The organism is Sorangium sp. So ce295 (genome assembly GCF_051527405.1).
Classification (GTDB): domain Bacteria; phylum Myxococcota_A; class Polyangia; order Polyangiales; family Polyangiaceae; genus Sorangium; species Sorangium cellulosum_B.
In genome coordinates, this window is record NZ_CP150324.1 from 719,802 (window position 1) to 745,105 (window position 25,304).

Below are 25,304 nucleotides of genomic sequence, written 5' to 3' on the forward strand. Positions count from 1 at the left end.
GGCCGCGCATGTCCCGCCTGCTCATCGTCTCGAACCGCCTTCCGGTGACCGTCCGCGCCGATCAGGGGGACGTCTCCGTCGTCCCCTCGGCGGGCGGCCTCGTGACCGCGCTCCGGGGCCCTCACGAGCGCCACGGCGGCCTCTGGCTCGGATGGCCGGGTGACCTCGCGCGCCTCACCGACGAGCAGCGCCGAGAGGTCGAGGATCGGCTCGAGCAGCTCGGCGCGGTCCCGGTGCACCTCACCTCGGCCGAGGTGAACCGTTACTACGACGGCTTCTCGAACGGCGTCCTGTGGCCGCTGTTCCACTACCTCGTCGAGAAGCTGCACCTCGACGCCCGGCACGACTGGGAGAGCTACCGCGAGGTGAACGAGCGCTTCGCCGAGGCCATCGTCGCCCGGTACAGGCCGGGCGACAGGGTGTGGATCCACGACTACCAGCTCACGCTGGTGCCGGCGATGTTGCGGCGGCGCATCCCCGACGCGCGGATCGGCTTCTTCCTGCACATCCCTTTCCCCGCGGCCGAGGTCTTCCGGATCCTGCCCTGGCGGGAGCAGGTGCTGCGCGGCATGCTCGGCGCCGACGTCGTCGGGTTTCACACGACGGCCTATCGGTACCACTTCGTCTACTCCGCCGCGCGCGTGCTCGGGCTCGATCCCGACCTGGAGACGCTCGCGTACGAGGGGCGGCGGGTGCGGCTCGGCGCCTATCCGGTCAGCATCGACGTCGACGAGTTCGTGCGGCTCGCGCGGGACGAGGAGGTCCGCGCCGAGGCGCGGCGCATCCGCGAGAGCGCCCAGGGCCGGAAGATCGTGCTCGGCGTCGATCGGCTCGACTACACGAAGGGCATCCCGCGGCGCATGCTCGCGATCGAGCGCTTCCTGGAGCGCGAGCCCGAGCTCCGGAGCAAGGTCCGGTTCATCCAGCTCGCGGTGCCGACGCGCGAGAGCGTCGACGCCTACGCCGAGTTCCGGCGCGTCGTGAACGAGCTCGTCGGCCGCATCAACGGCAGCTACGGGACGCTCGACGATGTCCCCATCCACTTCCTGCACCGGTCGATGCCCATGGCCGGGGTCGTCGCGCTCTACCTCGCGGCCGACGTGATGATGGTGACGCCGCTGCGCGACGGGATGAACCTCGTCTGCAAGGAGTACGTGGCCTCGCGGCTCGACGACACCGGCGCGCTCGTGCTGAGCGAGTTCGCGGGCGCGGCCGCCGAGCTGATCGAGGCGCTCCTGGTGAACCCGCACGACATCGACGCGGTGGCGTCGACGATCCAGCGGGCGCTCGTCATGCCGCCGTCCGAGCAGCGCGTCCGGATGCAAGCGCTCCGGCGCCGCGTCATGACGCACGACGCGCACCGCTGGTCGCACCGCTTCCTGAACGATCTCGAGCGCGCGGGCGGCGCCCCGCCCGCGGTGGGGGCCGCCCGGCGGCCGGAGGGCGCGCCCCAGGGGAGCACGATCGCGAGCGCGCGCAGCGCGGCGTCGCTGATCGTGATGCTCGACTACGACGGCACGCTGGTCCCCCTCGAGGCCATGCCCGAGCTCGCTCAGCCGGACGAGGCGCTCGTCACCGAGCTGCGCGAGCTCGCGGCGCGCCCGCGGACGCAGGTGCACGTGGTGAGCGGCCGGCCGCGCGAGGACCTCGAGCGGTGGCTGGGCGAGCTGCCCATCAGCCTCCACGCGGAGCACGGGTTCTTCTCCCGCGGCGCGCCCGGAGAGCCCTGGGTCGCGCTCCGCGAGGCGGCGCTCGACTGGAAGCCGAGGGTCCGCGACGTCCTCCAGGGCTTCGTCGACCGCACGGCGGGCAGCTTCATCGAGGAGAAGAGGGTCTCGATCGCGTGGCACTACCGGGCCGCCGACCCGGAGCTCGCCAGCCAGACGGCCCGCGAGGTGCCCCTGGAGCTCGCCGAGGCGCTGCGCGAGCACGATCTCGAGCTCATCCCGGGCCGGAAGGTGCTGGAGGTGCGGCTCCGCGGGGTCAACAAGGGGGTGATCGTGCCGCGGGTGCTCGCCACGATGGGGCCCGACGCGGTGGTGATCGCGCTCGGCGACGACAGGACCGACGAGGATCTGTTCGCGGCGCTCCCCCCGACCGCGCTCACGATCCACGTGGGCGGCGGGGAGAGCTCCGCGGCGTTTCAGCTGCCCGACCCGGCCTCGGCGCGTCGCTTGCTGCGCGCGCTCATCGCCTGAGGGCTCGCGCCGCGGCTCACGCCCCGGGGCGGCGACCGCGCCGCCGGAGGGCGGCGCCGAGGAGCGCCGCCGCCCCGGCGACGAACGCCCCCGAGCCGGCGACCGGGCCGCCCGCGAGCGCCCCGCCGACGCTGCACGCGCTGGCGTGGGCGCCGCGCGGAGCGTCCGCGCTGCCCTGCGCGGCCTCGGAGCACGCAGCGGCGCGCGCCGCGGTGTCGTCGCCGTCCGCGGCGCAGTCGCCGGCGGACGCGTCGCTTTCCGCGTCGGCGTCGCTGGCATCGCCGTCGTCGGCGTCGCTGGCGTCGGCGTCGCTGGCGTCCGCCTCACCGTCGCTCGGGGCGGCATAGCCGTCGACGTTCCACCCCTCCTCTGCGGCTCTGCTGTCGCTGTCGTCGAGGTCCCGATCGCTGTCCGCGGCCCTCATGGCGAGCGCCGCGAGGCCGGAGCCGGACTCGTAGGCTCCGATGTCGATCGCGCCAGCGACCGGCCGCTGCAGCGGTCCGCTGGCCGTGCGCACGCCCCTCCTGGGCGAGGACTGCGGCGCGGTGAGCGGCTTCGGGAAGGGGTACCCTGCCGGGCTCGGCATCGCGCTGGAGCCGGCGTTGACGAGCGGGCTGTTCGACGCCGGGCGGAGGTCCAGCGAGCTGAGGTTGGTGAAGCCGGGGTCGGTGCTCTGCACCGTGCCCGTCCACGCCGCGGGGAGGGCCGAGGAGCCGGTGGGCACCCAGTTGTTCGCGCCCGAGATCAACGCCGTTCCGGTCTTCCAGGTCGCGCTCCTGTCGACATAGACCTCCACGCCGCCCCCGCCGCGCCGATAGAACACGTTGTTGCTCATCTCGACGCTCTCGATCCCGTCGAACATCCTGATCGCCGGCCGCGACCCGGGGGCGAGCAGGAAGGTGTTGTTGACGAACCGGAAGCGACCCCACGTCTGCCCCGTGCCGTCGCCCCCGACGCGCACCGCGAAGTGCTGGCCGGTCTTGACGATGACATTGCCGACGACGTCGGAGTCCTCGCGCGCGAGCCCCTCGTCCTGGCCGTCCGGCCCGATCAGCTCGAGCTCGTGGTATTTCGCGCCCTCGATCCAGTTGTAATAGATCTCGTTCCGCTCCGCGCGGCTCTTCACGCTGTTGCCGCCATTGCCGTCGTGCACATAGCAGTGCCGCATGCGGAACACCGAGCCGAGGCGCGTCTCCTCGTCGGTAGCGATGTAGATGGGGTGCCTGGTGTCGCCCGAGCCGCAAGCATAGACCTCGACGTACTCCAGCGTGAGGGAGCCCGACTCGGAGTCGGCGCCGAGGATCCCGTGCCCGGCGCAGTCGTGCACCACCGAGTCGCGGATCGTGATGTCGTGCGCCTTGTGGAACACGCAGCGGCTCGAGCCGCCGGTGATGTCGAAGCCTTCGAAGGTATAGTGATTGCCAGCGAAGATCACGGTGTTCGTCCCCCCCGATAGGACAGGGCGGCGGCCGTTCACGCGGACGCCGCGGATCGTGATCTTCTGCGCCTCGGTGCCCGACTTCTTGAAGAACAGATCCCCCGGATAGGTCGCGTCGCCCTCGACCAGAACCACGTCCCCGGCAGCGAGGCGAGGGGCGACCTCCGCGAGGCTCGCATAAGGCTTGCCCCGCCCCACCTCGTACGTCGCTGCGCTCGCCGGCGAGGCGGCGAGCAGCACGGAGAGCCCGATGCCCGGCGCGACGAGAGAGAGTGTGACGAGGTGCCTTGTGTTGAGTTGCTGCATTGGCGTACTGTCGCGTGCTGTAGAGTCCGAGTGCAAGCTGCTTTTTAATGAAATGCATGATGGGTAATTCAGGCGACACCTGACGGCAGGAATTCCTGCCGCTATTCCCGTGTCCACAGCGGCTGTCACCATTGCTGAGAATCCGTGTCGTCTGCCATTTCTCGATAAATTTTGGTAAATGAAAGCAAATCGGTGCGAACGCCGCGAAGAGCGTGAAGAGCAGGGCTACGCGGGTGAAGCGCGGGAGGAGCGGGAGGAGCGCGAGGGGCTGGAGGAGCGCGAGGGGCGAGGCGGGCGGTTCCTCTCGGCGCGCGCGTCGTTCCGTGCCATGGAGCCGACCATGTTCCCGGTTGTCCTCGCCTCCACGTCGCCCTTCCGGAGGGCGCTCCTCGATCGCCTCGGGCTCGCGTACGAGGCCGTCGCGCCGGCGTTCGAGGAGATCGCGCCCGAGGGGATGCCGCCCCTCGCGTGCGCCCGCCTCTTCGCGGAGGGGAAGGCGCTGAGCCTCGCGCCCGCGCGGGAAGGCGCCTTGATCATCGGCGCCGATCAGGCGCTCGAGCTCGATGGGGAGCTCCTCCGCAAGCCGGCCTCGCTCGACGAGGCGGCAGACCAGCTCGGGCGGCTCTCGGGGCGCGTCCACGCGCTCCACACCGCCGTCGCGGTGCACGCGCCGCCGGGGGTGCCGCTCGCGGCCGGCGAGCCGCGGACGCTGGCCGAGATCGTCACGGTGGAGCTCCGCGTCCGCCCGCTCGGCCGCGCGCAGATCCGCCGCTATGTCGAGCTGGATCGGCCCATCGGCAGCGCGGGAGGATACCTCTTCGAGAAGCACGGACCGTGGCTGTTCGACGACGTGCGCCACGCCGACGAGGCGGCCATCGTGGGGCTGCCGCTCGTCCCGCTCTGCCGCCTCCTGCGCCGCTTCGGGGTCGATCGGCTCGACCCGCCCGCGCGCGCCTGAGCGCCGGCGCGCGCGCAGAACGTCAGAGAGAGCGCCGGCGGGCTCCACGCAGGCCAGAGAAAGAGCCTGCATCCTGGGAGAACCGGTAGGTTCCCGCCAAAACGCGCCATTGCGCGTCGCCGCGATCCGAGCGCCGAGAAGAAGCCCGAGGGAGCCAGGAAGTTGCCGGCTGCTCCAGGCGCTACGCTGTCCGGCGGCGCAGGCGGGGGGCCGCGGCGCTGTGCGTGCCGGGGCTCCCAGGGAGGGGCGGCCGTGGCGCGCGCGTTGCTAATCGTGGTTCCAGGGTCGAGCCTGCCGCTGGGCCCTCACGAATGAGCATCTTCTGCCGGGCGACGCCGACGGGGCGGGCCAGGCGCTCGACGAGGTGAGGCGATGATGGAACGCCCGCCCTTCAACGCGGCCGAGGCGCTCACGGCGGCTGATCTGACGCTGTCCTGGTCGGCCCTGCAGAACGAGGAGCGGGTGCAGGCCTATCGCCGCCTGCGGCGCGAGGAGGCGGAGGATTTCTTCGAGGGTCTCCCCACGGCCGACCAGGCCGCGCTCCTCGCGGGCCTCACGAGGGGCGAACGCAAGCTATGGCTCCGCCTGCTCGCGCCCGACGACGTGGCGGACCTCCTCCTCGAGGTGTCGCCGGCCGACCAGGCGGAGCTCCTCTCCCTGCTGGACGAGCCGACGCGGCGCGAGGTGATCGCGCTCCTCGCGTACGCCGAGGACGAGGCCGGCGGGCTCATGAGCCCGTGGTTCGCGCGCGTGCGGCCGGAGGCGACGGTCGACCAGGCGATCAGCTACCTCAAGCGGCAGGCCAGGGATCACCTCGAGACCATCTACTACGGTTATGTGCTCGACGCCGAGCAGCGGCTGCGCGGCGTGGTGTCGCTCCGGCAGCTCATGATCGCCCCCGGCGACCGGCGCGTCAGCGATGTCATGAAGACCGACGTCGTGTCGGTCAACGAGGACGCCGACCAGGAGGCGGTGGCGCGGACCTTCGCGGAGCACGATCTCGTGGCGATACCCGTCGTCGACAGCGAGGGTCGGATGAAGGGGATCGTCACGGCGGACGACATCGTGGACGTCGTGGAAGAGGAGGCGACCGAGGACATCCAGAAGCTCGGCGGCATGCAGGCGCTCGACGCGCCCTACCTCCGGACCCCCCTCTCCAGGATGCTCGGCAAGCGCGCGGGCTGGCTGTCCGCCCTGTTCGTGGGCGAGCTCCTCACCGCCACGGCGATGGGGCACTACGAGAGCGAGATCGCCCGCGCCGTCGTGCTCGCCCTCTTCGTGCCGCTCATCATCTCGAGCGGGGGCAACTCCGGCTCTCAGGCGACGACGCTGGTCATCCGGGCGATGGCGCTCGGCGAGATCCGGCTCGCCGACTTCTGGCGCGTCAGCCGCCGGGAGCTCGCGTCGGGCCTCGCGCTCGGCGGGATCCTCGGCGCCATCGGCTTCGCGCGCGTCATCGCCTGGGAGAAGCTCTTCGGGGCCTATGGCCCGCACTACGGGCTCCTCGCCCTGACCGTCGCGATCAGCCTGGTCGGCGTCGTGACCTGGGGCACGCTGGCGGGGGCGCTCCTGCCGTTCGTGCTCCGGGCGCTCCGCTTCGACCCGGCGAGCGCCTCGGCCCCGTTCGTCGCGACCCTCGTCGACGTCTCCGGCCTCGTGATCTACTTCAGCGTGGCCGAGCTCCTGCTCCGCGGGGTGCTGCTGTGAAGCGGGCGAGCGCCCCCCGCGCGCTTCCCTGGGGCTTCCCCGAAGCGCGCGGCCGGGGAGAGCCCCGGCCGCGGGGGCCTAGGGGCTGACGCGCGACGCGAGGTAGCGCGCCACATACGCGCCGATCACGCGCGCGTCCTCGCGCCAGCGGCCGCCGGGCTTCAGCTTGTCCGCGTCCGCGGAGCTCAGGCTCGTGTTCGGGATGGGCGACGCCGTGCGGCTCGAGAACTGGACCTCATCGAGCACCCGGCCGTCCGGCGTCGTGAGCCGGAGCGTCAGCCGGATCTGGCTCGGGGCCGAGGAGACGACCGCGTAGAAGCCTGGATTCATGTAGCCGACATAGGGCTTGATCACGAACGGCGCCGACGTGTGGCCGTCGGACGGCGCGACCTCGATGCCCTCTTCCTGGGCGGCGGCGACCAGGGCCTTCGTGAACTCCTCGTTGATGGTCTCCTTGTCCTCCACGAAGCGCTGGTGATCGTCGGCGTCCTTGCCGGCGAGGTACTGGTCCTCGCGCTGGTCGAGGATGAAGAGGCCCACGTAGTCGATGGGCATCAGGGCGAAATACCGCTGGCCGACGAACGTGTCGGGGCTCGCCTGGGTCACGACGCGCCAGCGCGGCCCGCACCCGGCGAGGGCCGCGAAGCCGAGCAGCGCGGCCGCGATGAAGCTGCGACGGTGCATGAAAGTCTCCTTCAGAGGGCCCGCCTTGTAGGCCATGTCCGAGCGGGCTGGCAAGGGCGGCGCAGCGCGCCGCGCCGCGCCGGGGCGGGCCGGTCCGGCGCGCCGCGCCCAGGCGGGCCGGTCCGGCCCGCCGCGATCACGCGGCGGCGGCCCGCGCGGCCCTCCGACCCGGACGGGGCAGGCGGCCGCGCATTCGATCCGATCGATGGCGCGCGCGCGGGCTCGCCCCGCGCTCGCGCGCTGTGCAATGGGCGGACATGACCGGAGCTGGCCTGTCGGATGCATGTTGGATTTGGCAGCTGCAATGGCCACCTCGCACGAGGGTGCCTTTCTATCGACGTTGGAGGTAAACCCATGATCCCGAATTTCGTGGCCGGTCTCTTCAGCATTTTTCCCATCTTGGTGCTCCCGTTGCTCGGCGTCGATCCGCCGGAGGACGCGGGTGGCAGCGGCTCGCAGGTGGGCGAGGGCTCCGAGCTGGAGATCCCAGGCTTGCCCGGGGAGGGCGCCTCGCGGTTCGTCTATTCGATCTCCTGCATCGAGGGCAGCACCGGAAAGAAGACCTTCCTGACGGAGGACGACTTCTGCAGCGCCCTGCGCGACGAGCAGGTCTGCTCCGAGAGCGCGGCCATCTTCGCGCTCTTCCACGGCTGTCCCTGAGCGCCCGCGCGGCGGCGGTACAAACCCTTGACATTCGAGGAGGGCCTTGCTCTTCCTAGCGAGCGCGGACCGCCCCGCGCGGCCCTCCCCCCACAAGGTCGCGCGCCTCGGAGGCTCAGATCGTGACGAACCTCTATCTCATCCGGCATGGAGAAGCGCAGGTCAACGTGAACCATATCGTGGGCGGGATGCGCGGCGACACCGGGCTGACGCAGCTCGGCGTGCTCCAGGCGGAGCGCTTGCGCGATCGCCTGGCCGCGACGCGCGAGATCCCCGCCGACGTCCTGATCGCCAGCACCTATCGCCGGGCGCAGCAGACGGCCGAGATCGTCGCTCCCGCCCTGGGGCTGCCCGTCACGCTCGACGACGAGGTGCAGGAGCTCCGCCCCGGCGAGGCGGACGGGATGCCGGTCGGCGAGGCGATGGTGCGCTACGCGATCGATTTCGAGCGCGAGCCGTACCGGCCGGCGAGCCCCGGTGGAGAGAGCTGGGCTCAGTTCATGCTGCGGGTCTCCGTCGCCCTCGATCGCGTCACCCGTGAGCACGAGGGGCGGACGATCGTCGTCGTCACCCACGGCGGCTTCATCGACGTCGCGTTCCTCCACTTCTTCAGGATGAACGCGCTCGCCTTCCCGAGCGCGCACTTCGCCACCCGCCACACCTCGCTCACCCACTGGCAGCGAAGGCGGCGCTGGGGTCGGGCCGAGGCCTGGCACCTCATCTATTACAACGACAGCGCGCACCTGCGCGACGTCGAGCGGACCGTGCGCATCCCCTGGGCGGAGCTCTCCACGCTGGCGCCGAGGCTCGTGGATGATCCGTCTGGGCCGCCGTCCTCCGAGAGCGGCGAGGGGCGCTAGCACGCGCGGCCAGGCAGCCACGCCGCCTGGCGGACAGGCAGCCGCCCGCCCGTGGTCCCTCGCGGCCCTCGCGCTTGCGCCTCCGCCTCGGGGCGAGCTACATGACCCGTATGACGGGTCCCGTTCACGCAACGTTCCTCATCGCCGCTCCCGACCAGCCCGGTCTCGTCGCGCGACTCGCGGGGTTCTTCTACGACATCGGCCTGAACATCATCGACGCGAGCAATCACACCGATGCGTTCATGGACGAGGGCCCGCGCTTCTTCATGCGTCTCGTCGTCGATCTGTCCGGCCTCGCCTCGCCGGCCGCCGTCGCCGCCCTGGGCGGCTCGGCCACCCGCGGCGCGATCGAGGCCGCCTTTCGCGAGCTCGCCGCGTCGCTCTCGGCGCGATGGTCGGTGGAATACAGCGATCACGTCCCGAAGATGGCGATCCTCGTCACAAGGGATCCCGCGTGTCTCTACGATCTGGTGCTCCGGCAGCGCGCGGGCGAGCTTCGCTGCGAGATCCCGCTCGTGATCTCCAACCACCCCACGCTCGAGGCGGTGGCCGAGAGCTTTCGAATCCCTTTCTTCTGCATCCCGATCACCCCGGAGACCAAGCGCGAGCAGGAGCGTCAGGTGCTTCACCTGCTGAAGAGGCACCATGTCGATCTCGTCGTGCTGGCGCGGTACATGCAAATCCTCTCCGAGCAGATGCTCGATGAGGCGCCGCCCGTCATCAACATCCACCACGGCTTCCTGCCCGCGTTCCAGGGCGCGAAGCCTTACCACCAGGCGCACGCGCGCGGCGTGAAGCTCATCGGCGCGACGGCGCATTATGCGACGCGGGACCTGGATCAGGGGCCGATCATCGAGCAGGACGTGGCGCGCGTGAATCACCAGATGGGCCCCGAGGAGATGACCCGGATGGGGCGTGACGTGGAGCGGCTCGTCCTCTCTCGCGCCGTCCGGGCGCACCTGGAGCGGCGGGTCATCGTAGAAGGCCGCCGCACCGTCGTCTTTTAGAGCTAGAGCGGCGGTCACCCGCTTCGGATACGGGCCCATCTCGAGGTTTTCGGTGCTCAGCGCACCGGAGTGCGCTTCCGCGCCGAAAACGCCGATCTGGGCCCGTCTCCTGTGCGGGTGACCGCCGCTCTGCGGCTCTGCTCTGGATGGTGCAGAGAGGGGCGGAGAGCGCTGTAGATCTCCAGACAATGCCCCGACCGACCTGGCAGTCGGGGCAACCTGGGCGATCGAGCGCGGGTGAAGTGCGCGCGCCCGGGCGTGCTCTCCTGGGAGCCCGACGAGCGCGCGCGCGAGGCGTTACGGCCGGCCCTGCTGGCCGGGCGCGGTGATCTGGCCCGTGACGGAGGGTCCGATCTGCCCGATGACGGAGGGCCCGATCTGCCCGATGACGGAGGGCCCGATCTGCCCGGCGACGGCCGACTGGCCAAGGCCGGCCTGCTGACCAGCATAGCCCTGCATACCCTGGCTGGATTGCTGGCCGGCATATCCGCCGAACCCGGCCTTGGACGGCATCTGAGCCTGCCCGGGGAACATCCCGGCCTGGCTCGGCACGAGCGCGCCCTTGCCAGGGAACACCTCACCCTTGCTCGGTCCGAGCGCGCCCTTGCTGGGGAACATCCCGCCCTTGCTCGGGCCGATCTCGCCCTTGCTGGGGAACAGCTGGCCCTTGCTCGGGCCGAGCTCGCCCTTGCTGGGGAACATCCCGCCCTTGCTCGGTCCGAGCTCGCCCTTGCTGGGGAACATCTGGCCCTTGCTCGGGCCCATCTGGGCCTGTCCGGGCGCGAGCTGCGCCGCGCCCATCCCCAGGTATCCGCCTCGCTCCTCCTCCAACGCTTGCTCGACGGCCCCGATCTCGTCGTCACCGAGATCGCTCTGATCGAGGTCCGCGTCGTCCGTATTCACCGCACAACCGGCGGCCAGAGCAGCCAAAAGAAATGCAGGCACCAGCATCTTGCTATGCATCGACATGATCGTTTCCCCCCGATGTCCGCGAGGGCCCACCAGGCCCAGACATCTCTGGCTCACCGCAGAGCAGAGTGTGTGCCTGGCGGAGCTGTGCAGACGTTTCCGCTCCCGGCGTGCTTGACGTCCGCGAGGGCGTCAATGCAGCGCGCTCGCGCGATCGGCGCCCCGCAGCGGAGCCCGCGCGATCCGGGCTGAGCGGATCGTCGAGGAGCGCTCGTTGCCCTTTTCTCCGGCGAAAGGAGGTGTCGGGTCCAGCCAGGGCGCACCAGCGGCCCGGCGCGCCAGGTGAAGCCCTGACGGCAGGGCGCGCTGCGCTGGTGGCCCCGCCCTGCTCAGGACGCTCTGGGGTGCGGCGCGCGTGGCGCGCTGGCGCGCTGGACGGCTCGCTGGAGCTTGGTTTGTCCGCCCCGGTCGCAGTCCGTCAGCGAGGCGCCGCGCGCCCAGGGCGCACCACCGCGCAATCGCGGGGGGCGCGGTCCCTGCGCGTGCGGGACGGTCGGCTCACTCGGGCTTCTTCCCGAACAGCCACTTCTTCGCCTCGTCGTCGATGGGCTGGCTCGCGTTCCGCAGCTCATTTCCGACCGCGAGCCCGCGCTCGACGGCGGGCCTCGCGCGCACCGCATCGACCCAACGCTTGAAGTTCGGGAGCTCGTCGGCCGACACCCCGTACCGCTCGTGCGCCATCGCCCAGGGATAGCTCGCCATGTCGGCAATCGAGTACTCGCCCGCCAGGAAAGGCCGGTCCGCGAGCCGCTTGTCCATCACGCCATAGAGCCGGCGTACCTCCTTGGTATAGCGCTCGATCGCATAGGGGATCTTCTCCGGCGCATAGTGATTGAAATGGCCCGCCTGGCCGCTCATGGGGCCGAGGCCGCCCATCTGCCACATGAGCCACTGGGTCACCTCGTGACGACCGCGGACGTCCGAGGGGATGAACTGGCCCGTCTTCTCCGCGAGGTAGAGCAGGATCGCGCCCGACTCGAACACGGAGATCGGCGCCCCGCCGCCCGGAGGATCGTGATCGACGATGGCGGGCATCCGGTTGTTGGGGCTGATCGCGAGGAACTCCGGCTTGAACTGCTCGCCACGCCCGATGTTGACCGGGACGAGCTTGTAGGGGAGGCCCGTCTCCTCGAGCATTATGCTGATCTTCCAGCCGTTCGGGGTGGGCCAGTAATAGAGATCGATCATCTTGCGCTCCGTGTCCGTCGGTCGTCGCCGATCGCGACGGCGTGCTGTCTCAGGCGATGGATCGTGTCTGCCGGGCGCCGCGCCGCTTCGCGCTGGCCGCCCGGCCCGTCGGACAATCGGTGGCACGTCGCCCCGTGGGGAGCAACCGGCGTTTGGGCGCGTGGCCTCAGCGCGGCGATCCCGCCGGTTCGCGCGCGGGCCTCGCCCCGTCGACAAGCGCGCGCAGCGCCGCGATGTGCCCGGGCCCCGTCCCGCAGCACCCGCCCACGATCGTGGCGCCCGCCTCGAGCCAGCGGCGCGCGAGCTCCGCATAACGCGCGGCCGCCGAGCCGCGCTGGTCGACGCCGACGCCCCAGCCGAGCCCCTCGGCCTCCGCGCCTGCGTTCGCGTAGGCCCCGAACGGGACGCCGCACGCCGCGAGCCGCTCGATGTGCGCGAGCGTGCGAGTCGCAGGGGTGCAGTTGACGAGCACGGCCCTCGCGCCGCGGGCGGCCGCCTCCCGCGCGGCGAGCCCGATGTCCTCGGGCGAGAGCAGATCCGACCCCGGACCCGCCGTGAACGACACCCATGCTTCGACGCCCGTGGCGACCGCCTCCTCCAGCGCCACGAGCGCCTCGCCGACGTGCGGGAACGTCTCGCAGAGGAGGAGGTCGACGCCCGCCCTCGCGAGCGCCTGCACGAGCTCGCGGTGCTCCTGCCGCGCGTCGGCCGGGCTCAGGTCGGGCCGGTAGCAATCCTCGATCGGCGCGATGCTGCCGGCGACCCGGTGCCGTGGGCCCTCGCCGCGCACGGCCTCGCGCGCCAGCGAGACCGCGCGCGCTGTCAGCTCGGCCCAGGCGGCGCCCGCCTGCCTCCGCCTGGTGCGGAACGTGTTCGCCGTGTGCACCGTCGCGCCTGCGCGCGCGTAATCCCGATGGATCGCGCGGACCACGTCGCGGCCGCGCGCATCGAGCAGGGCCGCGGCGCTCCAGAGCGGCGCCGGCGTCTCGACCCCGCGCGCGGCGAGCTCGGTCCCGAGCGGGCCGTCGAGGACCACGATGGCAGCCTCGGCGGACACAGCAGCGGAACCGAACGGCGATCTGGCCACGTCCTCCATGTAGGCTCCGGTATGTCCGCGGCCGGCTCCCACCGCAACCCCTGAGTCGGGTCATGGCCCGTCCGCGGCTCGGGGTAAGCGAGGCCCCGCACGGTGCACCGTCCCGACCACTGTGCCGCAGAAAGAACGATGGAATTGTCTTTCGCGCCGGGAAATTACTTGCCAGGTATGGGGGGCCTGCGGCACCGTTGAAATGAATTCATCTTCCCCTCATTCCACTCGACTCGCCGGAGTCGTGGCGTCTGACAAGCAAGCGATCGTTTGCAGGACCGACGCAGGACCGACATGGGGGAGCTCCCGCTGGCCGCGCGAGGCCAGGCGAGCGCCGTCAGTGAGCCCATCAGAAAGGAACGCCATCATGATTCGACAGTCCATCCGTTCTTCCAAATCGCTCGCTCTCAGTGTTGCGCTCGGCGTCATCGCAGCGGCCGGTTTCACCGGATGCGGCGCGTCGGAGGAGGCCCCCGTCGATGACGCGGTGGCGCACGAGCGGATCACCCAGGCGGAGGTCTCGAAGGCCCTCGAGACGAGCGAGTTCCTGAGCCTCGACATGAGCCGGGACACGGTCTACGCCCTCGATTACTCGGGGGGGGCCATCGACTACGCGCGCATCAAGCTCTCCACCGCCGACGGCAAGGAGATCTTGCTCTCGGAGCAGATGGCCGCCATCGAGCAGGCGGACTACGGCGACTACCGGGCGCCCGTCCTGACCGAGGCGTCGGACGATCGGTTCAGCATCTCCTCGGACGAGACCGCCTTCGGCAAGCTGTCGGAGAGCGAGCTCGACCAGCTGAGGACCGACGGGTTCTTCTACTCCGAGGAGCCCCCGGCGGGCCCCGGGGCGAAGCCGCAGAGCACCGACCCCGACTGCATCCACGCGTACTGCGAGGTATGTACCGACAACACGACCGGCGGGCGCCCCGAGACATGGAAGCCGGGGACCTACACCTGCTACCTCATCGAGCACGTGTGGTGCTGAGACGCGCCTGACGGACTCCTTCCCCCCTCGCTCGCAGGGCCTCGTTGATGCGTTCGCTCTCGGTTTGGTGCGCTGCGCTGCTCGCCCTCGGGGGCACAGCGTGCGGGAAAGACGGACCCGTGCTCCCGAGCGGCCTTCCCCGGCCGCTCGCGGGGATCTACATGGACTTCGGCGCGGCGCCGGAGGAGGACCGCTTCCGCGCGCTGATGGGGTTCCCGACCCGGGATGTCCCCGGGCTCGAGAGCGCGATCGAGGACATGTACGATCCCGGGAAGCCGGACACGTTCCGGAAGTACATGTCGGTCGAGACCTGGATGGAGCGCCACGCCCCGTCCGAGAGCGACATCGCGGCCGTCGAAGACTGGCTCGTCAAGCAGGGGATGGAGATCCGGCGGCGGTCCAAGAACCGGCTCCTGCTCGAGTTCGCGGGCACGGTCGAGCAGTTCAATACCGCGTTTGACACCGAGCTCCGCGACTTCGAGCGCGAGAACCCCGCGGCCGGCGGCAAGCCGCTCCGCACGTACGGCGCGCTCGATCCGCTCAGGCCGCCGCAGCGGATCATCGACCTCGCGTCGGGCGTCATCTCGGTCGAGATCCCCGCCGACACCGAGCCGCTCCCGGCCGAGGGGGGCGCGATCGAGGAGGAGCCACCGCCGGAGCCGGAGCAGGGGTACACGCCCGCGCAGATCGCGCGGGCCTATGGGGTCGAAGCGCTCCACACCGCCGGCCACAGCGGGCAGGGCGTGAAGCTCGGCGTCGTTGTCGGGGCGACGTTCAAGACCCGGGATCTCCAGTCGTTCTGGCGGTCGTTCGGCGTCTCGCGCGATAACCCCGAGGAAGTGGTCACCGCGGATCCGATCTCCACGCGTTATATCGAGAGCACGCTGGACATGCAGTGGTCGGGCGTGATGGCGCCCATGGCGGAGCTCATCGCGTACCAGGGGCCGGACGCGCGCACCCACTCCATCCTCTATGCGTGGAACGAGGCGATCGCCGCCGGCGAGGTGTCGGTGCTCTCGACGTCGTTCGCGCACCGCGAGGAGACGGAGGCGCAGCCGATCCGCGAGCAATACAACGAGGCGGCGCGCATGGGCGCGGCGCTCGGGATGACGATCGTCGTCGCGAGCGGCGACTCGAGCAGGCCCGACGTGCCGTCGTCGAGCCCGTATGTGACGTGCGTCGGCGGGACGGTGCTCGAGCTCGGCGACGGCGGCGAGGTCGCGCGCGAGGTGGCGTGGCGCGGCTCCGGCTCGGGCCGATCGCGCGCCTTCGATACGCCGTGGTGGCAGGAGAGCGTCGTGACGGACGCGCAGGGCACGCGCGCGGTCTCCGACGTCGCGCTGAGCGCGTCGTCGGACTTCCCGTACTGGCTCTACTTCCTGGGCGAGTGGGATCAGCGCGGCGGCACCTCGTTTGCGGCGCCGGTGTTCGCCGGGCTGATGGCGTCGGTGAACAGCCACCGGATCGCGCAGGGCAAGCCCGTCGCCGGGTGGCTGAACCGGGCGCTTTACACCGATGCGGGGGTGCAGGCCGCGTTCCGCGACATCGCCGAGGGCAAGACCGCCGAGGGGTTCAGCGCGGGGCCCGGCTGGGACTATCCGACCGGCTGGGGCGCGCCGCTCGCGGACAAGCTCGCGGAGGCGCTCCCGTAGGAAAGCGTCATCCTCTGGGTCGGATGGCGTTCCCTGTCACGTTCCTCTTCCTCTCGCTCGTGTCGCTGCCGCTCCTCGCGGCGGCGGCGCTCGGCTGTGACCGCTCAGGCCGCTCCGCCGGTCCGGCGCCCGCGCCGCCCAGCGTCGCGCCCGCCCCGGCGCGGAAACAGGCAGCGCAGGCCGCGGACGGCGGCGCGACGCCCGCGGCCGCCGCCGGGGACGCTGCTGCTGCTGCGGGGGCCGCGCCGCTCCGCGCGGACGCGCCGTTCGTGGAGCTCGCCGTCGAGGGGTTTCCGAGCGCCGTGGTGTCGGTGCCGATCGGCGCCACCGCGCGGCGTCCCGTGCTCATCGCGTCGCACGGCAACTACGATCGGCCCGAGTGGCAGTGCCAGGTGTGGCGCGACATCGCGGGAGACGGCGTCTTCGTCCTGTGTCCGAGGGGCGTCGCGCGGCCCGATTCGCCGTCGGCGAGCGACGTCCGCTTCACGTACGAGAGCAACGCCCGCCTGGAGCAGGAGATCGACGCGGGGCTCGCGGCGCTGCGGGCGCGCTTTCCCGAGCACGTGGATCCCGGCGCGGTGCTCTACACAGGCTTCTCGCTGGGCGCGATCATGGGCTCTGCGATCGCCGCGCGCCGGGCGGCGCTCTTCCCGCGCCTGGTGCTGGTCGAGGGCGGACACGACAAGTGGACCCCCGCGACGGCCAAGGCGTTCGCGGACGGCGGTGGGCAGCGGGTCCTCTTCGTCTGCGCGCAGGCCGGGTGCGGCGGCGCCGCTGCAGCGGCCGCGGCGCGCCTGGAGAAAGCGGGGGTGCAAACTCGCGTGGCGCGCAGCAAGGAGGCCGGCCACCGGTACGACGGGCCTGTCGCCGAGGAGACCCGAAGGGCGCTGGATTGGCTGATCGACGGCGACGCGCGCTGGTAAGTGCCCTCGGCGACGCGAGGGGTGGGGGAGCGCGCGCTGAACTGCCGTGGCTGCTCGGCGGGTCGAGAGGTCGCGCCGCGCGGGCGGTCTGGTCGGCGGGCGGCCTCTGAGCTAGACGAGGCCCGTTGCTCGTCATGGCTTGCTCTTTCCCGGATGCGCGCGCGCGCCGCCGCGGTGGTCTGGATCGGCTGCTGCGCGCGCCTGCGCTCGCCGCGTCGGCGCTCGTGGCGGCCTGCGGCCCGGGCGAGGAGCCGCCGGGGCGCTCGGCCGCCGCGCAGCCGGCGCTCGCCGCCGCGGGCGTCGTGGTGCCGCTGGACGGCGGCGCGGATGTCGAGGCCGAGCCCGCGGCGTCCAGGGAGGCGCTGCGGCCCGGGCGCGGCGACAAGCTCGCGAGCATCGCCATGCGCACGTTCGTGTACGCCGCGCCCGAGCGCGGCGCGCTCAAGCTCGGTTACCTCCGGGCCGGCGCGCTCGTCGAGCGCGCGGCGGCGCCGTCGGGCGACGCGGGGTGCGCCGGCGGGTGGTACGCCATCCATCCCCGCGGCTTCGTGTGCGTCGGCAAGGGCGCCTCGCTCGACCTGGACCACGACATCGTCGCTGCGACGCCGGCCGGCCCGCGCCGGGGCGAGCCGTATCCGTACCGGTACGTCGTGTCGCGGAAGCCGCCGCCGCACCTCTATGTTCACCTGCCCAGCGAGGCCGAGCAGCGGCGCGTCGAGGGGCGCTCGCGCGCCCAGGGCACCCCCGCGTGGTCCCGCCGCGACGAGGCGCTCCTGGGCGAGCCGGAGCCGCTCACGCCCTTCTTCGCGAACCGCCGCGACCTGCCCAAGCCGCCCGGCGCTGCCGAGAAGGTCCGCTTCCCCGCGCACCGAGGGCGCGCGCGGGCCGACTCGGCCTTCGGCTTGATCTCCACCTTCGCGTGGACAGGGCGGCGCTTCGGCCTGACGACCGAGCTCGACCTCATCCCGATCGATCGCACCTCGGCCGTCGCCCCCACGGCGATGCGCGGCGTGGAGGTGAAGAGCGAGGGGACCCCCGCGTTCGTCATGCACCACGGGGTGCGCACGCTGAAGCCGGACGCCTCGGGCGAGCTCAAGCCGGACGGCTGGGCGGCGCACCGCTCCGGCTGGGTGCTAACCGGCAAGACGGCCGCCGGCGGCGCCTACGCGGAGACCGACGCGGGCGTGTGGATCCCCGCGTCCGCGTTGCGGGTCGCGCGGCTGGGCCGCGACTTCTGGGGGCACGCGGCGCGCGGAAGGAAGTGGATCGACATCTCCATCGAGCTCCAGACGCTCGTCGCCTACGAGGGCGAGCGCCCCGTCTTCGCGACCCTCGTCTCGACGGGCAGGGGCGAGCTCGGCGATCCCGCGACCACCAGCGCCACCGTGCAGGGCACGTTCTTCATCCGCGAGAAGCACGTCACGGCGACGATGGACGGCGACGATCTCAGCGAGTCGTCCGTCGATCTGCGGGACGTGCCCTATGTCCAGTACTTCCACAACAGCTATGCGCTGCACGGCGTCTACTGGCACGACGCGTTCGGCAAGGTGCGGAGCAGCGGTTGCGTGAACCTCGCGCCCGCCGACGCGGCGTGGCTGTTCGCGTGGACCGATCCCCCCGTCCCCGAGGGCTGGCACGCCGCGTTCAACGACAAGGGCGGGACGCTCGTGTACATCCACGCTTAGCCCCGACGTGGGCAGCTCCCCCGCGGTCACCACGCGGAAGGTGCCCAACTCAAGGCCGGGCGGGGCGGCGCCGAGCCAGCTCGGTCTCTGCGAGCCAGCCGGAAGATTGAGCAGGAAGCGCCATGAGCACGAAGTCGACGCTTCGGCTTGACCCATCCTGCTTGACATGGCTTGGCCGATAGGCGGGGTCGTGGAGCGCTGACGCGCAGGCCGACTCGGCACCGCGGAGCTGCCGGCCAAATCATCTCTTGACCCCGGGGTAACCGCGCCGGCTGCAAACTCCATCCATCCCGGATGAGCATCGTAGAGATAGAGCTTGACGCATCAATGCGAATACGTGATTTGTTTTCTGAATTGCTGATGTATTGAATTTCTATTTCATGCCAAGGGGGCATCCGTGATGCGTGTCCGTCTCCGATTACGAGGTTTACGTTTCGCTTTATCTACATGGCTCACCGCGCTCCTCGTCGGAGCGATCTTCCTGAGCGGCCTCGGATGCGCGCTCGACGCCGGGCCGCCGGGGGGCGACGAGCTGCGTCTTCGCTTCCCTGGCCAGGCGGCACAGGTGCTCGAGAGGGACGAGGGGTTCGTCGCGATCGACGAAGGCTTCGCGCTCGCCTCGACAGGCGGCTCGACCCGCGAGATCGAGGCTCTGTTCGAGCGCCGCGGCGGGCTGCAGGCCGCGCTGCCTGCGAGCGGAGAAGGGAAGGTCCGCTTCCATCTGCCCGGCGGCTTCGAGATCGGCGTGCGCGAGATCGGCGCCGAGGGCAAGGGCGCGGTCGTCGAGCGCGCCGTGGCGTATCGGCGCCAGGGCGGGACGTCGTTCTGGTCTGCTGTCGACGCTGGTTACGAGGAGTGGCTGCTCCTCGATGCCGGCGTGGCGCACGGCGGCGCGCCGGTGGCGGCGTGGGAGGTCGACGGCGCGACGCTGCGACAGCAGGGCGACGCGGTCGAGGTCGTCGACGACGCGGGCGCGCCGCAGCTGCGGGTGACGGCGCCGGCGGCGTATGCGAGCGGCGGTCGGCCGGTCGAGGCGCGGCTCGAGGTGCGCGGGGCGACGATCGCGCTGTGGGTCGACGCGGGCGGCGAGGAGGTGCTGGTCGACCCGGTGTGGGCGCCGGCAGGATCCATGAGCGCAGCACGCTCCAAATACACGGCGACGCCGCTCGGGAATGGCCAGGTGCTCGTCGTGGGCGGGGTCAATGCGTCTTCTGTGCTGGGGAGCGCCGAGCTGTACGATACGGTATCCAATACCTGGTGGCCGGCCGGAACGTTGGCCGCGGCCCGCTACGGTCATACGGCGACGCTGCTCGGCAACGGCAAGGTGCTGGTCGTGGGCGGGTATGCCAACGGCTCGGTGGTCCATACGAGCGCCGAGCTGTACAATCCGGCATCCAATACCTGGACGGCGGCGACGGGCGCGCTGGCCGCGGGCCGTGGCGGCCACACCGCGACGCTGCTCGGTAACGGCAAGGTGCTGGTCGCCGGCGGGGATAACGGCTCCAGTGTGGAGTTGGCGACCGCCGAGCTGTACGATCCGTCGACCGGCGTCTGGTCGCCCGCTTCAACGATGGGGGCGAGCCGCGCCGGGCACACCGCGACGCTGCTCGGTAACGGCAAGGTGCTGGTCGCCGGGGGGCAAAACGGCCCCGGTGTGGCGTTGGCGACCGCCGAACTGTACGATCCGTCGACCGGCTTCTGGTCGCCGACGGCCTCGATGACCGGGCCCCGCTACTTCGCCACCGCGACGCGGCTCGTGAGCGGCAAGGTGCTCGTCGCGGGTGGCTACGACAATTCCGGCGAGCTGCAGAGCGTCGAGATCTACGACCCGTCCTCGTCGCCACCCGTCTGGACGACGGCGACGCAGATGAGCAGCAAGCGCACCAGTCATACCGCGACGCTGCTCCCGAACGGCAAGGTGCTCCTGACGGGCGGGTGGAGCGCTCCCATGGTCGTCAGTGCAAGCGCCGAGGTCTACGATCCGGGAACCAACTTCTGGGCAGCGGCCGGGTCGATGAGCACCGTCCGCGTCAGTCATACTGCGACGCTGCTGGGCAACGGCAAGGTGCTGCTCGCGGGTGGGCTCAACTTTGGCATTCCATCCAGCACGTACCACTCGAGCGCCGAGCTGTACGATTCGGCGGCCACGACGTGGAGGTCGGTCGCGTCGATGTCTCACGCCCGCATTGCGCCGACCGCGACGCTGCTCAACGATGGCAGGGTGCTCGTGACGGGTGGTGATACGGTGGGAACGAGCACCGAGCTGTACAATCCGTCGACCGACACATGGGTCGCGGGGCCGACGATGAGCGCGGCACGCCAGTACCATACGGCGACGCTGCTCGGCAACGGCAAGGTGCTGGTCGTGGGCGTTCGGGCCTCCACGGCCCCAGCGAACGCCGAGCTGTTCGATCCAACGACCGACACCTGGTCGTCCGTGGGCTCCTCGTCAAACCCAGACCTCGACGGCAAGGGGCACACCGCGACGCTGCTTCCCAACGGCAAGGTGCTGGTGGTCGGAGGCCTGCAGGGGTCGGTCCCGATGAGCCAGGTGGCGCTGTTCAATCCGGCGAACAATACATGGTCGACCGTTGCCCCCCTGCCAGTCACTGCTGGGCGTGCCCACCATGCCGCGACGTTGCTCGCCGATGGCAGGGTGCTCGTCTCGGGAGGTAGAAACTTTTCTGGCGAGCTCACCAGCCGCTATGCCTACAACACGTTGTCCGATTCTTGGTCCCACGTAGCTTCGGTGGTCCCAGCTCGCGTCTTCCATACGTTGACGTTGCTGGGCGACGGCAAGGTGCTGTCGGCGGGGGGAGCGACGCCCTCGTGCGATGTCTATGACCCAGCGTCCAATACGTTCTCCGGCATCATTGTTATTGGCGACCGCATCTCGCCGACCGCGACGTTGCTCAACGACGGCAGGGTTCTGATCGCAGGGGGCCTGGATTCCTCCTCGAACGCGCTGAGGACCGTCTACATCTACGATCCCGTGACGCGTCGCCCCAGCCTGACTGGGGAGATGAACGACGACCGGTATGCTCATGCAGCGGTTCGGTTCGGGAACGGCAAGGTGCTGGTCGTAGGCGGTAGCTCCGGCTCCGCCCTGTCGAGCGCCGAGATTTACACTCCCTGACGCCGGCGGGGCGCCCCGCCCACGGGCCAGCCCGTCCGCTGGCGATGAGAACGCCGCCGGCCAGGCTGAGCTATCGCGCCGGTCTGGCGACCCCGGGCTCCGATCGAAGACCGTGTAATGCCGCCGGAGCGTGTGCGTCCGCCAGGTACAACCCCGAACGAAGGTACCCATGGTCATGACGCATCTCGTCGTCGTTTCCCGTCTGTTTGCGGCCTCGCTCGTCGCCTGCTCGCGCCGAGCGCCGCCGCCGAGGAGACCACTCGCCTTGCACCCGCGAGATCGTCCTCGCTTCTCTCGGGATCCGGCGCGAGCTGCCGACGAACGTGCCGGCGGTGATCGATCTTCCCGCGCTGAGCCCTGGAGAGATCGAGTTCAAATGCGGCATGAACATGCTACGGGGCGTAATCGTCGTCGAGCCCCGCACGTGATCGTGCTCGCCCATGCAGGAGCAGCTCTCATGAAACCACCTCACCTTGCCGGGGCGAATGCCCTGCTGATGCTCGTCGCTGCGCTCGCTGGCTGCGCGCCGCGCAGCCTTCCTGCGAGCTTCCCCGCGTCGTCTGCTGCGTCACCGCAGGCAGCGGAAGCTCCCTCGCCGCGGATCGGCGTCGCCCTCGCCGAGGATCCTCCGCTGCCCGGCGAGCCCACCGCCGCCTGGGTCGGGCTCGATCCGGCGCCCGCGGCGGGCGGCGGCGCCGATCCTCACCAGCACCATCACCACCATCACCACGGCCACGCGCCGGCCCAGGCGCCGGCGAGCGGCCACGCGCCGGCCCAGGCGCCGGCGAGCGGCCACGCGCCGGCCCAGGCGCCACCCAGCGGTGACGCGCCGCCTCCGCCCAGGGAGCCCGTCCATGCGCACTGAACCCCGGCCCTCGCGCGCGCTCGCCGCGCGCCTCACCCCGCTCGCGGCGGGCCTCGCGCTCCTCTCCGCGGCCGGCTGCGCCGCCCCGTCGTCGACCGCCGACATGGCGCGGATCCGCGAGCTTTCCCGCCTCGAGCTCCCGCCGAGCGCGGCGTCGGAGGAGGTCGATCCGGCGCCGGCCGACGGCGCGCGCGCCCTCGGCCAGGCGCCGCGTCAGCCGCTCACCGCGGACGCCGCGGTGCGGATCGCGCTGCTCAACAACCGCGAGCTGCGCGCCGTGCTGAAGGAGGTCGGCGTCGCGCGGGGCAACCTCGAGCAGGCGGGCAAGCTGCCAAACCCGGAGATCGCGATCGGGGTCACGCCGCAGCAGGAGGGGGTCGAGCACGCGCACCTCGAGCTCGAGGTCGAGATCGACCTCACGTCGGCGCTCCTCTCGCCGCTCCACGCGAGGGCGGCGCGCTCGGAGCACGAGGCCGCGCGCTACCGCGCCGCGGGCGCGGTCGTCGATCTCGGCTACCAGGTGCGCGCCGCGTTCTACGCCGCGCAGGCGGCGGAGCAGCGCCTCGGCATCGCGAACCGCGCGCTCGACGCGTTCGCCGCGGCCCGCGACGCCGCCCGCGCGCTCTTCGAGGCGGGCAACGTCCCGGAGCTCGACGTGGCGACGCAGGAGGCGGGCTACGAGGAGGCCCGCGTCACGGCCGCGCAGATGGAGCTGGAGCTCCTCTCGCAGCGCGAGCGGCTCACCCGGCTGCTCGGCCTCTCGGGCGCGGCGACCTCCTGGACGATCGCCGGCGCGGTCCCCGCGGCACCCGACGCGCTCGCGACGCCGCCGCGCGCGGAGTCGCTGGCCTTGCGGGCGAGCCTCGAGCTCGCGGAGCTGCGCAGCCGGCTCGAGGCGGCGGCGGGGCGCGCCGGGGCCTTGCGCGCCGAGGGCTGGGTGCCGGACGTGGCGATCGGCGTGCACGGCGAGCGGGAGCTCGGCGCGAGCGGCGAGGCGCACGAGCACCCGTGGGTCCTCGGCGCAGGGGTCCGCCTCTCGCTCCCGCTCTTCGATCGGCGTCAGGGGGCCGAGGCCGCGCAGGCGGCGGAGTTCGACGGCCTGCTCGAACGCTACCACGGGCGCGCCGTCGACGTCCGCTCGGCGGTCCGCGAGGCGCAGAGCCGGCTCTCGTTCACGCACGCGCGCGCGCGGCACTACGCGCGCGTGATCCTCCCGGCGCGCAAGCGGGTGCTGGAGCAGACGCTGCTCCAGTACAACGCGATGCAGGTCGGGGTCTTCCAGCTGCTCTCGGCGCGCCGGGAGCAGCTCGACGCCGAGCTCGCGGCGGTCGAGGCGCTGCGCGAGCACTGGACGGCGAAGGCTGCGTTCGACGCGCTCCTGGCAGGGCGCCGCGTCGAGGCCGCGGGGGCCGGAGCTCCCGCGGCGATGCCGAGGGCCTCGGCCACCGGCGAAGGAGGGCATTGACATGGACCGACGTGCTTTCATCCACGCGGGCGGTCTTGCCGCCGGCGCCGCCATCCTCACGCAAGGGCTCGCCCATGCGCAGCAGCGCCCTGGCGCGCCGCCCGCCGGGGGCGCCGCTGCGCCCCCGCCTCGCCGGACCGCGGCGCCCGGGGGGCAGCCCGCCGTGGTGACGCCGAACGGCAGCACGCTCCCGCTGCGCGTGGTGGACGGCGTGAAGGTCGGCCACCTCGTCGCCGGCCCCCTCGAGCACGAGATTGCCCCCGGCCTGAAGAGCGAGGTGTGGGGCTACAACGGGAGCACGCCCGGCCCGACCATCGAGGCGGTCGAGGGCGATCGCCTGCGCATCTACGTGACGAACTCCCTGCCGGAGGCCACCACGGTCCACTGGCACGGCCTCGTGCTGCCGAACGGCATGGATGGAGTCGCCGGGCTCACCCAGCGCCCGATCGAGCCCGGCGAGACGTATGTGTACGAGTTCGTCGTGCGGTATCCGGGGACGTACATGTACCATTCGCATTTCGACGAGATGACCCAGATCGCGCTGGGCGCGGTGGGGATGTTCGTCGTGCACCCGAGGAGGCCGCGGGGGCCGCGCGTGGACCGGGATTTCGTGCTGATGACGCACGAGTGGAAGATCAACGCGGGGGCGCGCCGGCCCGACCCGAACGCGATGAGCGATTTCAATGTCCTCACGTTCAACGGCAAGGCGTTCCCCGCGACGGCGCCGCTCGTCGTCGGCCGCGGCGAGCGCGTGCGCGTGCGCCTCGGGAACCTCGGCCCGATGGATCACCACCCGATCCACCTGCACGGCCTGTCGTTCCAGGTCACGGCGACGGACGGCGGGTTTGTCCCCGAGTCGGCCCAGTACCCCGAGACGACGGTCCTGGTCCCGGTCGGCAGCACGCGGGTCATCGAGTTCGTCCCCGAGGAGCCGGGCGACTGGGCGATGCACTGCCACATGACCCATCACACGATGATGCAGATGGGCCATGGCCTGCCGAACATGGTCGGCGCCGAGACCCGCGCGCTCGATCGGCGGATGAGCCGCGTGATGCCCGGCTACATGACGATGGGGACCACGGGGATGGGCGGCATGGGCGAGATGCCCATGCCGATCCCCGCGAACAGCCTGCCGATGCGCGGCGGGGCCGGGCCGTTCTCGTACATCGACATGGGGGGAATGTTCACCGTCCTCAAGGTCCGTGACGACCCGGACAAGGCGGATCCGGCAGGGTGGTATGTGCACCCGGCCGGCACCGTGGCCGGGCCGGCGAGCGCCGAGCGGATGCGGGCGGACGGGATTGACCCCGCTTCTGGAGGGAAGCGGGGCGGGTGATCTCTCGACGTGAGCGAAGGCTCGCGGTCGGTGTCTCGTCCGCGCGTCGACTCGAGGAGGCCGGGGGGCTCGGGTCGATCGCGGCGGCGCGGGTCGGCCGTCTCGATGGACACACGGGGCGCGGCCCCGCGACCACAGGTCAGCCAAAATATTCAGTGATTTCAATGAGCCAGAAGCGGTCCACGCCTTGCC

Annotated in this window: 20 protein-coding genes; 15 read left to right on the plus strand and 5 right to left on the minus strand. The window is 71.4% G+C overall.

What is annotated here, in order from left to right; translation table 11 throughout:
- The first annotated feature begins 8 nt into the window (after positions 1–8).
- Positions 9–2,198: a bifunctional alpha,alpha-trehalose-phosphate synthase (UDP-forming)/trehalose-phosphatase gene (locus WMF11_RS02720; RefSeq protein WP_437976313.1), complete on the plus strand. Its 2,190-nt coding sequence runs from the start codon at positions 9–11 to the stop codon at positions 2,196–2,198.
- 16 nt (positions 2,199–2,214) lie between these two features.
- On the opposite strand, the gene WMF11_RS02725 is transcribed toward WMF11_RS02720, so the two are convergent.
- Positions 2,215–3,942, minus strand: coding sequence for a right-handed parallel beta-helix repeat-containing protein (locus WMF11_RS02725; protein ID WP_437976314.1), 1,728 nt, complete (start codon positions 3,940–3,942; stop codon positions 2,215–2,217).
- A 178-nt stretch (positions 3,943–4,120) separates the two neighbouring features.
- Between WMF11_RS02725 and WMF11_RS02730 the strand changes: the two genes are divergently transcribed.
- Entirely contained in the window at positions 4,121–4,900 is a 780-nt protein-coding gene (locus WMF11_RS02730) for a Maf family protein (RefSeq protein ID WP_437906854.1), read from the plus strand.
- A gap of 372 nt (positions 4,901–5,272) precedes the next feature.
- Positions 5,273–6,607: a magnesium transporter gene (gene mgtE, locus WMF11_RS02735; RefSeq protein ID WP_437906855.1), complete on the plus strand. Its 1,335-nt coding sequence runs from the start codon at positions 5,273–5,275 to the stop codon at positions 6,605–6,607.
- A 78-nt stretch (positions 6,608–6,685) separates the two neighbouring features.
- Here mgtE and WMF11_RS02740 read toward each other — a convergent pair whose 3' ends face one another.
- Complete coding sequence (locus tag WMF11_RS02740) at positions 6,686–7,291, minus strand: hypothetical protein (RefSeq protein ID WP_437906856.1); 606 nt, start codon at positions 7,289–7,291, stop codon at positions 6,686–6,688.
- A 354-nt stretch (positions 7,292–7,645) separates the two neighbouring features.
- Between WMF11_RS02740 and WMF11_RS02745 the strand changes: the two genes are divergently transcribed.
- The 3 genes from WMF11_RS02745 to purU all read left to right on the plus strand — a co-directional run bounded on the left by WMF11_RS02745 (position 7,646) and on the right by purU (position 9,818).
- Positions 7,646–7,951, plus strand: a complete 306-nt coding sequence (locus tag WMF11_RS02745) for a hypothetical protein (protein ID WP_012233127.1) — start codon at positions 7,646–7,648, stop codon at positions 7,949–7,951.
- Positions 7,952–8,073: 122 nt separating this feature from the next.
- Positions 8,074–8,811, plus strand: coding sequence for a histidine phosphatase family protein (locus WMF11_RS02750; RefSeq protein ID WP_437549220.1), 738 nt, complete (start codon positions 8,074–8,076; stop codon positions 8,809–8,811).
- Positions 8,812–8,912: 101 nt separating this feature from the next.
- On the plus strand, positions 8,913–9,818 hold the full coding sequence (gene purU / locus WMF11_RS02755; RefSeq protein ID WP_437906858.1) for a formyltetrahydrofolate deformylase: 906 nt from the start codon (positions 8,913–8,915) through the stop codon (positions 9,816–9,818).
- Positions 9,819–10,115: 297 nt separating this feature from the next.
- Here the strand turns inward: purU and WMF11_RS02760 are convergent, their stop codons facing one another.
- From WMF11_RS02760 to WMF11_RS02770, 3 genes are all read right to left on the minus strand, one after another.
- Positions 10,116–10,787 carry a hypothetical protein gene (locus tag WMF11_RS02760; RefSeq protein ID WP_437976315.1) on the minus strand — a complete coding sequence of 224 codons (672 nt, stop codon included), beginning with the start codon at positions 10,785–10,787 and terminating at the stop codon, positions 10,116–10,118.
- 498 nt (positions 10,788–11,285) lie between these two features.
- Positions 11,286–11,975: a glutathione S-transferase N-terminal domain-containing protein gene (locus WMF11_RS02765; RefSeq protein ID WP_437906860.1), complete on the minus strand. Its 690-nt coding sequence runs from the start codon at positions 11,973–11,975 to the stop codon at positions 11,286–11,288.
- Positions 11,976–12,141: 166 nt separating this feature from the next.
- A complete protein-coding gene (locus WMF11_RS02770) occupies positions 12,142–13,071 on the minus strand; it encodes a homocysteine S-methyltransferase family protein (protein ID WP_437976316.1) in 930 nt (309 codons plus the stop codon).
- Between the two features lie 358 nt (positions 13,072–13,429).
- On the opposite strand from WMF11_RS02770, the gene WMF11_RS02775 reads away from it, so the two are divergent.
- The 9 genes from WMF11_RS02775 (at position 13,430) to WMF11_RS02815 (ending at position 25,112) form a co-directional block, all read left to right on the plus strand.
- Positions 13,430–14,050, plus strand: a complete 621-nt coding sequence (locus tag WMF11_RS02775) for a hypothetical protein (protein WP_437976317.1) — start codon at positions 13,430–13,432, stop codon at positions 14,048–14,050.
- 119 nt (positions 14,051–14,169) lie between these two features.
- On the plus strand, positions 14,170–15,702 hold the full coding sequence (locus WMF11_RS02780; protein WP_437976318.1) for a S53 family peptidase: 1,533 nt from the start codon (positions 14,170–14,172) through the stop codon (positions 15,700–15,702).
- A gap of 23 nt (positions 15,703–15,725) precedes the next feature.
- The gene (locus WMF11_RS02785; RefSeq protein WP_437976319.1) at positions 15,726–16,625 is read left to right on the plus strand and encodes a hypothetical protein; all 900 of its coding nucleotides are present in this window, start codon (positions 15,726–15,728) and stop codon (positions 16,623–16,625) included.
- A gap of 134 nt (positions 16,626–16,759) precedes the next feature.
- Positions 16,760–18,310 carry a L,D-transpeptidase gene (locus WMF11_RS02790; RefSeq protein ID WP_437976320.1) on the plus strand — a complete coding sequence of 517 codons (1,551 nt, stop codon included), beginning with the start codon at positions 16,760–16,762 and terminating at the stop codon, positions 18,308–18,310.
- Positions 18,311–18,710: 400 nt separating this feature from the next.
- Positions 18,711–21,446, plus strand: coding sequence for a Kelch repeat-containing protein (locus WMF11_RS02795; RefSeq protein ID WP_437976321.1), 2,736 nt, complete (start codon positions 18,711–18,713; stop codon positions 21,444–21,446).
- A 206-nt stretch (positions 21,447–21,652) separates the two neighbouring features.
- Positions 21,653–21,874: a cupredoxin domain-containing protein gene (locus WMF11_RS02800; protein ID WP_437976322.1), complete on the plus strand. Its 222-nt coding sequence runs from the start codon at positions 21,653–21,655 to the stop codon at positions 21,872–21,874.
- 29 nt (positions 21,875–21,903) lie between these two features.
- Positions 21,904–22,311 (plus strand): hypothetical protein, encoded by a 408-nt coding sequence (locus WMF11_RS02805; protein WP_437976323.1) that lies wholly within the window; start codon positions 21,904–21,906, stop codon positions 22,309–22,311.
- A complete protein-coding gene (locus tag WMF11_RS02810) occupies positions 22,301–23,776 on the plus strand; it encodes a TolC family protein (RefSeq protein ID WP_437976324.1) in 1,476 nt (491 codons plus the stop codon). Before WMF11_RS02805 ends, WMF11_RS02810 begins: the two co-directional genes overlap by 11 nt.
- 1 nt (position 23,777) lies before the next feature.
- Entirely contained in the window at positions 23,778–25,112 is a 1,335-nt protein-coding gene (locus WMF11_RS02815; RefSeq protein ID WP_437976325.1) for a multicopper oxidase family protein, read from the plus strand.
- Positions 25,113–25,304: the final 192 nt, after the last annotated feature.